This is a genomic window from Brachybacterium sp. p3-SID957, from assembly GCF_025144775.1.
In the GTDB taxonomy this organism is placed as follows: Bacteria; Actinomycetota; Actinomycetes; order Actinomycetales; family Dermabacteraceae; genus Brachybacterium; species Brachybacterium epidermidis.
The window spans coordinates 1-13,022 of sequence record NZ_JALXKT010000022.1; the positions used below are offsets into that span (position 1 = coordinate 1).

Annotated in this window: 9 protein-coding genes and 1 pseudogene; 5 read left to right on the top strand and 5 right to left on the bottom strand. The window is 70.9% G+C overall.

The features are described 5' to 3' along the window. The coding region (locus M3B01_RS06500) for a transposase (RefSeq protein WP_259790366.1) at nucleotides 1–595 on the top strand (595 nt) is incomplete at its 5' end. Between the two features lie 33 nt (nucleotides 596–628). Here the strand turns inward: M3B01_RS06500 and M3B01_RS06505 are convergent. Continuing rightward, nucleotides 629–1,038 (bottom strand): annotated as a pseudogene (locus M3B01_RS06505) (transposase); the annotation flags it as partial. A gap of 86 nt (nucleotides 1,039–1,124) precedes the next feature. Here M3B01_RS06505 and M3B01_RS06510 point away from each other — a divergent pair. The 3 genes from M3B01_RS06510 (at nucleotide 1,125) to M3B01_RS06520 (ending at nucleotide 5,744) form a co-directional block, all read left to right on the top strand. Further along, nucleotides 1,125–1,649, top strand: a complete 525-nt coding sequence (locus M3B01_RS06510) for an aldehyde dehydrogenase family protein (protein WP_259790367.1) — start codon at nucleotides 1,125–1,127, stop codon at nucleotides 1,647–1,649. A 51-nt stretch (nucleotides 1,650–1,700) separates the two neighbouring features. Beyond that, nucleotides 1,701–5,087 (top strand): ATP-binding protein, encoded by a 3,387-nt coding sequence (locus M3B01_RS06515; RefSeq protein ID WP_259790368.1) that lies wholly within the window; start codon nucleotides 1,701–1,703, stop codon nucleotides 5,085–5,087. A gap of 147 nt (nucleotides 5,088–5,234) precedes the next feature. Beyond that, entirely contained in the window at nucleotides 5,235–5,744 is a 510-nt protein-coding gene (locus M3B01_RS06520; protein ID WP_259790370.1) for a hypothetical protein, read from the top strand. Here the strand turns inward: M3B01_RS06520 and M3B01_RS06525 are convergent. After that, nucleotides 5,707–7,206 (bottom strand): phosphotransferase, encoded by a 1,500-nt coding sequence (locus M3B01_RS06525; RefSeq protein ID WP_259790371.1) that lies wholly within the window; start codon nucleotides 7,204–7,206, stop codon nucleotides 5,707–5,709. The genes M3B01_RS06520 and M3B01_RS06525 overlap by 38 nt on opposite strands. A 64-nt stretch (nucleotides 7,207–7,270) precedes the next feature. On the opposite strand from M3B01_RS06525, the gene M3B01_RS06530 reads away from it, so the two are divergent. Further along, entirely contained in the window at nucleotides 7,271–9,217 is a 1,947-nt protein-coding gene (locus M3B01_RS06530; protein WP_259790372.1) for an Ig-like domain-containing protein, read from the top strand. A 57-nt stretch (nucleotides 9,218–9,274) separates the two neighbouring features. Here M3B01_RS06530 and M3B01_RS06535 read toward each other — a convergent pair whose 3' ends face one another. The 3 genes from M3B01_RS06535 to M3B01_RS06545 form a co-directional block, all read right to left on the bottom strand. Further along, nucleotides 9,275–9,874, bottom strand: coding sequence for a LytR C-terminal domain-containing protein (locus tag M3B01_RS06535; RefSeq protein WP_259790374.1), 600 nt, complete (start codon nucleotides 9,872–9,874; stop codon nucleotides 9,275–9,277). A 1-nt stretch (nucleotide 9,875) separates the two neighbouring features. After that, entirely contained in the window at nucleotides 9,876–11,285 is a 1,410-nt protein-coding gene (locus M3B01_RS06540) for a beta-N-acetylhexosaminidase (protein ID WP_259790376.1), read from the bottom strand. 217 nt (nucleotides 11,286–11,502) lie between these two features. Further along, nucleotides 11,503–12,639, bottom strand: a complete 1,137-nt coding sequence (locus M3B01_RS06545) for a peptidoglycan-binding protein (RefSeq protein ID WP_259790377.1) — start codon at nucleotides 12,637–12,639, stop codon at nucleotides 11,503–11,505. Nucleotides 12,640–13,022: the final 383 nt, after the last annotated feature.

Genomic DNA, 13,022 nt, shown 5'->3' on the forward strand with positions numbered 1-13,022 from the left:
CTGCTGCGACGGGCTCAAGGGCCTGCCGGAGGCGATCGAGGCGACGTGGCCGGACTCGATGGTCCAGACCTGCGTGGTCCACCTGATCCGGGCAGCGATGCGGTTCGTGGCCTACCAGGACCGCAAGAAGGTCGCCGCCGCACTGAAGCCGATCTACACCGCGCCGAGCGAGGACGCGGCCTGGGCGGCGCTGGTCGAGTTCGAGACCTCCGAGCTGGGGCAGAAGTACCCCTCGACCGTCATGACCTGGAAGAACTCGTGGGATCGGTTCGTGCCGTTCCTCCAGTTCCCGCCCATGCTGCGAAAGGTCATCTACACGACCAACGCGATCGAGTCGTTGAACTACCAGCTGCGGAAGGTCACGAAGAACCGCGGACACTTCCCCTCGACGGACGCGGCCGTGAAGCTGCTCTGGCTCGCGATCTGCAACATCGAGGACAAACGCGCCGCCGATCGAGCCCGAGACCGCGGCAAGCCCGCGAACCAGCGGAAGGCCCAGGGCCGGCTCGTCGAGGGCCAGATCGTCACGAACTGGAAGCAAGCCCTCGCCCAACTCGCCGCCGCCTATCCCGACCGGATCACCCCCTACCTGTGAACACCCCGCTTACACAGACAAATTGACAGGCCCCGTGTCGCCCTTGAGCGGGCGACGGTACGCGGACCTGCTCAGCCCGGCCAGACGGCACGCCATCCGCTCGCTCACCTGCAGTGTCCTGATCAGGTGCGAGACGGCGGCGCGGCGCCTGCCCGGGCTTAGAAGTTTCCCTCGGCCAGCTACTTGAGCGCAGCCTTCTCCAGCTCCGCTTCGGCCAGCAACCGCTTGAGCGTGGCGTTCTGCTTCTCCAGCTCCCTGAGGCGCTTCGCGTCGTCGGCCTTCAGTCCGCCGTACTGGTTACGCCACCGGTAATACGTCTGCTCGGATATCCCAAGCTCCCGACACACCGCGGCGATGTCGCTGCCGTCGGCGAGCATCCTGTCGGCCTGCCCGAGCTTGCGGACGACCTGCTCCGGGGTGTGACGCTTCCTGCTGTTCGACATGATCTGACCAGTCTCCCTGCCCGCAACCACGGGCGACAGGACGACTCCCAGAACCACCGGACCTAAAAAACGGGGTCAGCCCAACCGTGGGTGACCCCCTGCATGAGGACACCCAGATCGGGCCCGTGCAGAACCGGGCCCAGCTCAATCGGATCCGCACAATGGTGGACCAGGCTACCGACACCGCACAGGTGGTCACCGGAGGAGAGCAGCTGGACCGGCCCGGATTCTTCTACCCTCCGACGATCCTCGCGGGAGTGGACAACACCGACGCGATCGCGCAGCGAGAAGTCTTCGGCCCGGTGGTCTCCGTCATCCCCTTCGACACCGAAGACGAAGCCGTCACGCTGGCCAATGCCACTCGCTTCGGCCTCGCGGGCGCTGTCTGGACCGGGCGGTCTGACCGTGCACATCGACTGGCCAGCCAGCTGCGAGCAGGCACGATCTGGGTCAACAGCTACAAGACGATCGACGTGATGGCGCCCTTCGGCGGGTTCGGAGCCTCCGGCCACGGACGCTCCAGCGGACACGACGGGCTCATGGAGTATTCCCAGCCCAAGGCGATCTGGGTCGAGACCGACCCGCAGGCGCCGCTGGCCTTCGGATACTGAGGGAGCTCAGCTGACCCCGCCACCCCCACCCCACCCCGCTACCCTGTCCAGGTGGCATCCGCACCCGACACCCTCGACCTGCCCGGCGTGACCCCCGCCGAGGGTCCCGACGACGCCGTCGCACCGGACCCCGAGCACCCGCACCCCGGCCAGTGGCGCCTCACCCACGTCCAGGTCTCCAACTGGGGCACCTTCCACGGCACCCACGACCTGGCGATCTCCCCCAAGGGCTTCTTCCTCACCGGTGGCCCCGGCACCGGCAAGTCCACGCTCCTGGACGCCATCAGCGCCCTGCTCACGCCGCCGCGCACCCTGCAGTTCAACGCCGCCGCCTCCGATGCGGGCCCGGCCCGCTCCAAGTACCGCCGCACGGTGTCCAGCTACGTGCGCGGCGCATGGGCCATGCACTACGACCAGGCCACCGGCGAGTTCAGCCAGGAGGTGCTGCGCGAGAAGACCACCCTGTCCGTGATCACGCTGCGCTACTCCGACGGCCAGGGCGGCACCGTGCAGCTGTCCCGCCTGCTGCTGCTGCACGCCGGGCACACCTCCGACTCGGACGTCAAGAGCCTGTACGTCATCGCCCGCACGCCCCTGGACGTGAGCGACCTGCGCCAGTTCGTCTCCACCCAGATCGAGGGCAAGGCCCTGGAGGCCGCCCACCCCGGCACCGAGACCTTCCGCCAGTTCCGCGAGTACCGCGCCGCGTTCTGCCAGCTGCTGGGCATCCCCGACGAGAAGGCCCTGGGGCTGCTGCACAAGATCCAGTCCGCCAAGGAGCTCGGTGACGTCAACGCCCTGCTGCGCGACTACATGCTGGATGCCCCCCGCACCTTCGAGCTGGCCGATCAGGCACTGGCGAACTTCCACAACCTCTCCGAGGTGTACGAGGCGCTGGTGACCGCCCGTGAGCAGCGCGACCTGCTGCGGGGGCTGCGGGAGAACCACGAGGCATGGACCGCCATGCGCACCCGCGGCGGCGAACTGGTGGACCGCCGCTCCGACATCGACGTGTACGCCGCCCAGCACCTGGTGCGCCTGCTGGGGGACGAGGAGCAGCGCCTCCAGCTCGAGCGCGACCGGCTCGGCGCCCAGCAGCGCCGCCTCACCCAGGACGTCGCCGAGGCCCGCGCCGACCTCGCCCAGCTCAAGGAGCAGCGCAAGCGGGCCGGAGGCGGCGAGATCGACGACTGGAAGCAGCAGATCGCCGGCCTGGAGGTGGAGCGGGAACGGCGCCGCGAGCGCGGCACCGAGTTCGCCGCCCAGCTGGCCACCGTGGAGCTGGGCACCCCCGTCAGCGAGGACGTGTTCCTCTCCCTCCAGCGGGACGTCACCGCCCGCCGCGAGCAGCTCGAGGCCGAGGAGAAGGACTCCGATACCGTCCGCTGGGACGCCGAGGCCGCGGTGCGCGACCTCGCGACGACCCTCGAGAACACCCGCCAGGAGCTGAAGTCCCTCACCGCTCGCGCCTCCAACCTGCACTCCGAGGACGTAGCGCTGCGCGACCACATCGCCGCCGAGGTGGGAATCGCCCCCACCGAGCTGCCCTTCGCCGCCGAACTGCTGCAGGTGCGCGCCGGCGAGGAGGAGTGGACCGCCGCCGCCGAGCAGGCCCTGAGGGGCCTTGCCCGCTCCATCCTGGTGCCCGAACGCGCATACCGGGACGTGGCCGCGGTCATCGACCGCACCAAGCTGCGCCGCCGCATCTCCTACAACCGCGTCAACACCGACCTGCGCCGGCCCGCCAAGAACATCGACGAGCGCTCCCTGGCCGCCAAGCTCGACGTCAAGGACGGCGAGTTCCACGTGTGGCTCAGCCACGAGATCGCCTCGCGCATGGACTACACCTGCGCGGAGACCCTCGAGGAGTTCACCCGCCTCTCCCGCGCGGTGCTGCGCTCCGGGCAGATCAAGCACTCCGCCACCCGCCACGAGAAGAACGCCGACCGGCAGATCAACGACCGCTCCCAGTGGGTGCTGGGCTTCGACAACCGTGCCAAGCGCGCCGTGTTCGAGGCCGAGCGCACCCGCGTCGAGCAGGCCCTGTTCGAGGCCCAGGCCCGCCGCGCCGATGTGGAGACCGCGCGCCGTCGCCGCCGCGAGCACCTCTACGCACTCCAGTCCATCAGCACTGTCACCTGGGACGACATCGATGCCGCCTCGGTGGCCCGGCGCATCGCCAACCTGCGCGACATGGTGCGCGCCGCCGAGGACGGCTCTGCGGCGCTGACCGAGCTGGCGCGGCAGATCGACGACGTGGAGCAGGCCATCGCCGATGCCGACGAGGAGCTGCTCGACGTGGTGCGCACCGCGGGCAAGCTCGGGGAGCAGGCCGAGCGTGCCGCCGAGCGCCTCACCCAGGCCCGCTCCCGCCTCGCTGAGCGCACCCTCACCCCCGAGGTGGAGGCGGAGCTCGCCGAGCGCTTCACCGCGATCGCCCCCACCCTGGTGCTGGCCACCATCGACCAGGTCACCAAGGACGCCTCGGCCACCCTGGACGCGGAGCTGATGGACCTCACCCGCCGCACCTCCCGCGCCGAGGAGGACATGCGCACGGCCATGCGGGAGTTCGCCCGCCGCTGGCCCGCCCAGGCCGGGGACACCGACACCAGCCTCGAGGCGGCCGACGACTTCCTGGCCATCCTGCAGCGCATCGAGGAGGAGAAGCTGCCCGAGGTGGAGGACCGCTTCTTCGAGTTCTTCACCGGTAACACCCTCGGCGACGTCCAGGCACTGGCCACCGCCATCGCCCGCGAACCCGCCGAGATCCGCAAGCGGCTGCAGCGCATCAACGCGCTGCTGGCCCAGGTGGAGTTCCACGCGGGGCGCTACCTGCAGCTGTCCATGCGGCCCGTGCACCTGGCGGCGCTGGACGAGTTCAAGCGCGCTCTCGAGGACGCGGTCGTGGACACCACCCAGAACGACATCAGCCGCGACCGGGAGCTGGCCGAGCAGCGCTTCCTGTCCCTGCGCCACCTGATGGACCTGATCTCCGCGGCCCGCACCAAGGACGACCAGGTCTCCCGCGCGATCCTCGACGTTCGCCGCCACGTCCACTTCCACGCCGAGGAGGTCGACGCCGCCGGCACCGTGGTCCACGCCCACGAGTCCGGCGGCCCGCTCTCAGGCGGCCAGAACGAGCGCCTGGCCACCTTCTGCCTCGCGGCAGCGCTGCGCTACCAGTTGGCCGGTACCGGGCAGGACGTGCCCCGCTACGCCCCGATCATCATCGACGAGGCCTTCTCCAAGGGCGCCGGGAAGTTCATCACCGCCGCGATGGAGTCCTTCCGTCACTTCGGATTCCAGGTGGTGCTCGCCAATCCCGGCAAGAACCCGCAGGCCCTGGCCCCGTTCATCGGGGGTGTCGGCGTGGTCTCGATCCGGCAGGACCGCTACTCCTCCGTCGCCCCGATCGAGTTCGTGCCGGTCCCCGCGTGAGCGGTCCGCGGTCGCCGATGGGGAGTTCTCCCCATCGGCAGATCGCGGCCGCGGGCCTACCCTGGACGCCAACCGTTTCGCGCGCGCCCGACGGGCCGGACGGGGAAGCATCGACGGACCGGGACACACGTGGGGAGGGGCACACGGATGTCAGCTCTGCCGGCGAAGACGCCCGATGCCATCGCCTCCCAGGACGAGACCCATCTCCACATCCACGAGCTGCTCACCGCGGCCACCCACGCCCTGCTGCACGAGCAGCCCGGCCTCGGCACGTTCGAGGACCATCGCCCCCAGCGCGACCGCCCCTCGGGGGAGGCATGGAACGGCCTGGAGACGATGTGCCACGTCAGCGCCCTGCTGGTCGCAGGTCGCTCCCCGGACCTGAGCGAGCGCGGATCGCAGCGCCTCCTGGACGCCGTGGACTCCGCCGTGGCACCTCTGCGCCTGACGCGTCAGGACGACCGCGAGGACAGCGGCGTGCGCACCGTCGTGTGGCGGGACCCTGACGGGGTGCGCCTGGAGGTGGTGATCGGGGTGCGAGTGGCCGTGCGGGCGATCAGCATGCCCTTCCTGCCGGGCTCCCTGCGGCCGCTGCGGACCACCAGCCCCGCCTCGCCGATCAGCCCGCTGACCCCGCCGCCGCAGCCGCTGCGCTGATCCGCTCCAGGGCGCCCAGCGGGATCGGCAGCCAGTCCGGGCGGTTGCGCGCCTCGTACAGCGCCTCGTACACCGCCTTGTCGGCCTCGAACGCCGCCAGCAGCACCCGCAGCGACGCGTCATCCGCGCGGATCCCCGCCCCCTGCGTGTACCCGGCCAGGAACGCCTCCCGGGCCCTGCTCGACCAGTCGGTGACGTCCCTGTCGTGCTCGAGCGCCACGGCACCGGCCGCGTAGTCCACGCTGCGCAGCATCCCTGCCACGTCCCGCAGCGGGGAGTCCGGGCGGGAGCGCTGGGCCAACGGCCGCAGCGGCTCGCCCTCGAAGTCCAACAGCACCCAGCCCCGTCCCGGCGCGGCCAGCACCTGGCCCAGGTGCAGATCGCCGTGGATGCGCTGCATCGCAGGCCAGGAAGCATCCAGCGCCGCTCGCTGGAGGGACTCGAGAGCAGCACGGTGCTCATCGACCTCCGCCACCTGCAAAGCCACCTCGTCCAGCCGCTCCCGCATCTGCTGCACCATCGCGGCGGCGACGTCCCGATCGGTGCGGACGGTGCCGAGCGCGGCGGCCAGGTCCCGGTGCACCTCCGCGAGAGCGGTGCCCAGCCTGCGGGCCGCAGCGGAGAAGTCCTCCCCGGCCACGGCCTGCCGCAGGGCCGTGCGCCAGGCGTCCTCCACGCCCGGCAGGAACTCCTGTGCGAACAGTGCGTGCGCCCGCAGCTCGCCCAGGGCCAGGTGCGTCTCGCCGACCACCGGCGGCACCCGCGTGGAGCCGGCATCGGTGAGCGCCCCCTGCAGCACCACATCAGGGTTCTCGCCGTCCTGCAGCACCCGGAACAGCTTCACGATCACCGGTCGCGCCCCCTCGGCCTCGAAGATCATCGAGGTGTTGGACTGCTCCCCGGACAGCAGGCGGGAGGAGGCACCCGGTCCGACGGGCAAGCCGCGCGCTCCGTCGTCCTGCGCGGGCGCAGCCGCCCCATCGGCCTGCGACGGGCCACCGGCCACGGTGCGCGAGCTCAGCCGCAGATCCGGTCCCGCTGCGCCAGCGCCGGCCGCCAGCATGCGCAGCATGGCGGCGCGACCGTCGGGATCACGGGTGGCGTCATCCGCTCGCAGCGGCCCGCCCGGCACCGCCAGCACACCGATCTGCGCCCCTTCCTCGCCGGTGGCCCCCTGACCGGGACGACGCAGCACGACGGGCACCTGGTACAGGGCCTCGCTGCCGGTCTCGGTCCCGGCGCCGATCACGGTGGCCACCACCACATGGTCACCGGCCACGTGCAGGGGTGCCCACCCCAGCAGGCGGACCGTCGGCACCCCGGTCCCCTTGTGGGCGTACCAGCGCTGGGAGTGCATCCAGGCGGCCAGGTGCTCGGCGAGGGAGGGCAGCAGCTCGCCGAGAGGGGGCAGGTCGGTGAGATCGAGGGAGTGCTCAGGTGCGGGGGAGCGGTGCTCGTCCATGTGACCACTGTATGGCGTGCGCTGCAGCAGGAGGGCCCGAGGAGCTGCTTGCTACGCTGGCCGGGTGCTCGAGCCCAGGCCGTCCGGTGGCCGTCGCGCCCTGTCCCTGCGGGCCGCGACGCTGCTGATGAGCGCCGTGCTGCTGGTCGGCCCCGCGGCTCCGGCCTCGGCCATCGGCGAGAGCGGGCCCTTCGAGCTGCCGCTGGAGACCAGCACCGTCAGCATCGCGCCCGGCGCCGCCACGGCCATGCCCCTGATCGCGCTGCTGGAGGATCAGCAGCAGGACGAGCTGGATCTCGGGACGGCCCGGCTCGGCATCCCCACCGACCTCCCCGCCGCCCAGACGTCCCGGATGTCCCTGGGGGAGGACGCGCGCACGTTGACCGTGGCCGGCGAGGGCACATGGGGGCTCGTGGGCGGTGACCTGGTGTTCACGCCGGACCCCGGTGTGACGGGCGCCGAGCAGCCCGTGACGCTGACCATCGAGAGCATCCACGGGCACCGCTCCGAGCCCGCGCAGCTCACGCCGGCCCTGCTGGAGTCCGTCGACGACGAGGGGCGCGGCTCGGCGGGGCAGCCGGTCGAGGTTCCTCTGGGCCACGAGGTCCCCGAGGGCGGTGCCACGCGGCTCCAGCTCGACGGCCTTCCGCCCGGATCAGCCACCACGAGGGACGGCAGCCGTCTGATGATCCCGGAGCAGGGGCGATGGCTGACCTCCGAGTCCGGGGAGACCCTCACCTACGAGCCCCTGGGGGTGCGCCTGGGGCGGCAGCCCGATCCGGTGCGCTACCTGGTGGTCGACGAGGAGGGCGGGCCGGTGGCCACCGGTCGCGTCGAGATCACGGTGCCCGTGATCTCCGATCTCTACCATTCGGCGCCCTTCGGCCAGGACATCGTCTACTCGGTGGGCGAGGCCCAGCAGTTCGTGGATCCCGCCACCCTGGTCCTGGACCCGCCCCCCGGTGATGACGCCGAGGCTGTCTCGGAGACCGAGGTGGTGGTGCCCGGGCAGGGCACCTGGACCCTGGACCGCGATGCTGCCACCGTGCGCTTCTCCCCGGAGAGCGAGCTGGTGGACCAGGCGGCACCGATGGGCATCCGGGGCGGCGATGGCGAGGGCGCGCAGGCCGCGCCCGCCCTGCTCAGCACCGCCTATCCGATCCTGGTGGACCGCACGCAGTCGGCCCCGCCGGGTGAGCCGCTGGTCTTCGACCTCACGGTGGGGGTCAGGGACGTGCGCGCCGATTCGATCCGCTTCGATCCCGAGCCGCTCTCGGCCGAGGCGATCGTCTCCAACGACGGGCTGACGCTGCGCCAGCCGGGGGAGGGCACCTGGAGGATCGAGGAGGACGCGCGCACGATCACCATGACGCCGGATGCCGCATTCCGGGGGGAGTCCACCCCGGTCGGCATCGTCGGGCAGGGCGTGTACGCCGACAACCCGGTGGAGGCGGCCCTGACCGCGGTGGTCGCACCGGTGATCGCCACGGCGCGCGATGACGAGGAGCGCACCGCGCCCGGCGTGCCGATCACGGTGGACGTGCTGGCCAACGACACCGCAGGCAGCGGCTCCCAGCCCCTGCGGCCGGAGTCCGTGCAGATCCGCTCCATGTCCGCCACGAACCTGGGGGAGCTGTGGGACGCCACCGGGGAGCGTCTGGTGATCCCCTCGGAAGGGGAGTTCACCGTGGCGCCGAACGGCTCCATCACCTTCACCCCGCAGGACGGATTCGTGGGGCGCACCTCCCCGATCATCTACATCGTGTGGGACAGCACCGGGATCCCCACCCAGGCATCCCTGACCATCGACGTGGATCCGGCCGTTGCCGCGAGCGGGCAGCCCCGCACCGACCCCAGCGGCATCAACAGCCTGCTGGCGGGGCTGCTGCCCGGTTCCCGCGACACGTCCATCGTGTTCGGGACGGTCGTCCTGCTGCTGCTGTTCGCCGGGGCGGTGGCGATGTGGATCGGGGTCCGCATGGAGCAGGACCGCCGCCTCTGGGAGGACTGATCGGGACGCAGGCTGCAGCCGTCGTCGGATCGAACGGGAGTCAGCGCACCGCCGGACTCAGCAGCCCTCGGGTGGCTGCACCGGCTGTTCGAGCGCCTGCTGCGCCGCCTCCGGGGCCGCGAGCCCCGGGAAGCCGTCGCCCAGCAGCAGGTCCACTCCGGTTCCCTCCCGCTGGTCCATGCGCAACTGCGCCCCGGGCACCTGCGCCAGCAGCGACTGGGCGGCCAGGTATCCCTCGGGCCCGTGGACGATGACGGCCGGCCCGCTGGCCTGACTGGTGTTGCCGGGATCCCCGGTCGCGTACCCCCGTTCAGCCAGCTCCGCGGTGATCGACCCCGCGAAGCCGCTGCGCCCGGTGCCGTTGAGCACCGTCACCTGCACCTCGGCCGGGGAGAGGGGGACTGCATCGGCGCCCGGGCACACCAGCTCCGCACCCGCGGACCGCAGGGTCTTCGGGGCGATCATCCCGGGCTCCGCCAGCGGCTCCCGCAGCTCGCGCAGGGCGTAGGCACCGATGGCCACCAGCGTCACCAGCAGCAGCGAGAAGACGATCAGCTGGGTGATGCGCAGCCGACGGGTCCGCCGTGTCCTCAGCGAACGACGGCGGACCTCGTCGGCAGACCGCCCGTAGGGGTGGACCTCGCGCTCGGGCGGCATGTCAGTCCAGGGGGCGGTACCGGATGCCGAAGGCGTCCAGTCGGGGAAGGTGGCCTCGCAGCCGCTCCTCGAACTCCTCCCAGCTCTGCTCGGGGGAGCCCCAGGCACGCTCGGCGACGGCGCACATCCGGGGGAAGGCCATGTACTGCAGGTGCTCCAGGGTGGGGATGTACTCCGTCCACAGCTGGCCCTGCAGGCCGATCACGAGCTTCTCCTCGTCCGCACTGAGCTTCTTGGGGGAGAAGGTGGCGGTGTAGACGTCCTTGACGGTGGTGTGCCCGCCGATCGCCAGGGGCTCTGCCTCGCTCCTGGCCTGGTAGTGGTCGAAGTACAGATGCTCGTTGTTGGCGATGACCGTCTGGAAGCCGCGCTCGGTGGAGGTCTTCACCCCGTTGCCGTGGCGCCAGTTCATGATCACCATGTCGTCGGGCAGATGGGTCTCCAGCACCTCGTCCCAGCCGATCACGCGCTTGCCCTTCGCGGTGAGCACGTCGTACGCGAACTGGGTGAAGCGTCCCTGGATCTCCGAGACCCGCGTGTAGCCCCATTCGGTCATGCGGGTGCGGGCCTCGGTGGAGCGCTCCCACTCCACGGTCGGGCACTCGTCCCCGCCGATGTGGAAGAAGGGGGCCGGGAAGATGTCGGCCACCTGGGTGAGCACGTCGCGCAGGAACTCGAACACCTGGTCCGAGACGCCGAGCACGTGATCGGAAATGCCCCACACCTCGCGCACCCCGATCTGCTGAGCAGGGTTGTTGCCCAGCTCCGGGTAGGCGGCGACAGCGGCCTGCATGTGACCGGGCAGGTCCACCTCGGGCACGATCATCACCCCGCGCTTGCTGGCGTAGTCCACCAGGCCGCGCAGGTCGTCCTGGGTGTAGAAGCCGCCGTGGCGCACCCCGTCGTACTGCCAGTCGGCCTCGTCGGCGCCCATGTGACCCACCAGGCTCTGATCGCGCCAGGCGCCCACCTCGGTCAGCTTCGGGTATCCCTTGATCTCGATGCGCCAGCCCTGGTCGTCGGTCAGGTGCAGGTGCAGCACGTTCAGGCGGTGCAGGGCCATCGCATCGATCATCGTCTCCACCTCCTGCACCGTGAAGAAGTGGCGGGAGACGTCGAGGTGCATGCCGCGCCAGGCGTGCTTGGGGCGGTCCACGATGGTCACGCAGGGGATGGAGCCGCCGCTGCCGGCGACGATCTGCGCGAAGGTGTTGCGGCCATCGGCCAGGGCGGCCTCGCTGCCGGCGGAGAGGTTCGCACCCTCGGGGGAGATGGACAGCGAGTACTCGGTGCGAGGCAGGTCCTCGTTGATGCCGATCGAGAGCCCCGCCCAGGGATCCGTCGTCTCCCAGACCCCGTGGGAGTAGATGACGGACTGCGGGAGCGGGACGAGGGCGAGCGGGTCGGGCATGGTCTCTCCTGAGGGGTGACGCGGGTCGTGGATCCCCCCAAGTCTGCCACGTCACATCAGGGTGCGGGGAAGACCTCCGATGTCTCACCGGGGCCGTGACCGGGCATGAAGGAGCCCGGCCGGGGTGTCCCGACCGGGCTCCTGCACGTCGCCCTGCTCCTTCCCATGACGCTCACGCGTCGAGCAGGCCGCCGTGTTCAGGTGTCGTCGCCTCAGCTCAGCGGTAGGTGACGAACACGTGCGGGGCGTTCCAGATCATGCGCTCCATGACCCGCCCGCGCGAGCTGGAGGCATCGATGACCCGGCCGTTGCCGGCATAGATCCCGATGTGACCGTAGTTGTTGCTGGTGAAGGCCACCAGGTCACCGGGCTGGGCCTCGGCCTGGGAGATGATCCGGCCGCCGAAGGTGTAGCCCTTGGCGGTCTTGCGAGGCAGGTTGATGCCGGCCTGGTTGTAGGCGTGGTGCACCAGCCCGGAGCAGTCCAAGCCGCTGGCCGGGGAGGAGCCGCCCCACGTGTAGCGCACGCCCTTCTGGGCCCGGGCCGCATTAACGATCGCCTGACCGTTGAACGAGCCCACCGAGGCGACCGGAGCACGCCCGGAGTCGCGCGAGGGCGGGGCGTCACTGATACGCACGTTCGAGTACAGCGCGCTCCAGGTCTTCGGGCCGACCACGGCGTCCACGCCGATGCCGGCGGCGGACTGCAGTGCGCGCACCGCAGCCGCGGTGCCCCTGCCGAAGATGCCGTCGACCGCGATCGACGCACCGCGCTCGTTGAGCTGGGACTGGAGGGTGCGAACGGCATCGCCGCGGTTGCCCTGACGCAGCTTCGGCTGCGAGGAGGCCGCCGAGGCGGCCGGGGCAGGAGCGCTCGAGGAGATCTGGATGTTGCCCGCCAGGGCGTTCCAGGTCTTCGGGCCCACCACGGCGTCCACGCCGATCCCGGCAGCGGACTGCAGGGCGCGCACAGCACTGGCGGTGTTGCGTCCGAAGACGCCGTCGACCGCGATCGACGCACCGCGCTGATTGAGCAGGGTCTGCAGATGCTCCACCGCTGCGCCACGGGAGCCAGTACGCAGCTTGACGCCGGCGAACTGGTCGGGGGCCGCGGGGGCCACGGCGGGGAGGGTGACCGGAGCGGCTGCGGCAGCACCGTTGATGCTTCCGAGCGCGGCCGGGGCGGGGGCCTGTGCGCGAGCCGATTCGGCTCCCTGCAGAGCGGCGGTGGCGGTGACCGCACCCAGCAGGGCGGCACCTCCCACACCACGCCCGACAGGAGCGGCGAGGCCCCGGTAGTCGATCACGGCGGCACCGGGAGCCCGGTGCGTGCCGCGGGGGACGGTACGGATCATGTCCGGATATCTCTTTCTCCGTCGCCACACGCGACCCGCGACGGCATGCGCTGCGGGACAGGTGCCCGTCACCCAGGGAAGTGGAGGAAGCGACCGAGCCGGTGACGGGTTGGCGGCGCCCCGGTCAGTGCCCCAGGTACGAGCGGCACCGGCACCAATGTAAGTGCAGGTCAGCGGCCTGAACAGGGCAGTTTGCATGCACAGGCCTGGCTCTTTGTCAAAGTTTTGCTCGTTTGGACAAGTTTTCGACGTGTCGTGCTCGCGAATCGGACATTGCTGTGCTAGTTACAGCGATGTCATTCGGTGGGGCGCGGGCCCGGCAGCGAGGTGGCTTGATGCTGCGGTCACGACCAGGCATGCGGCGGCGATCCCGGTGAGCTCCA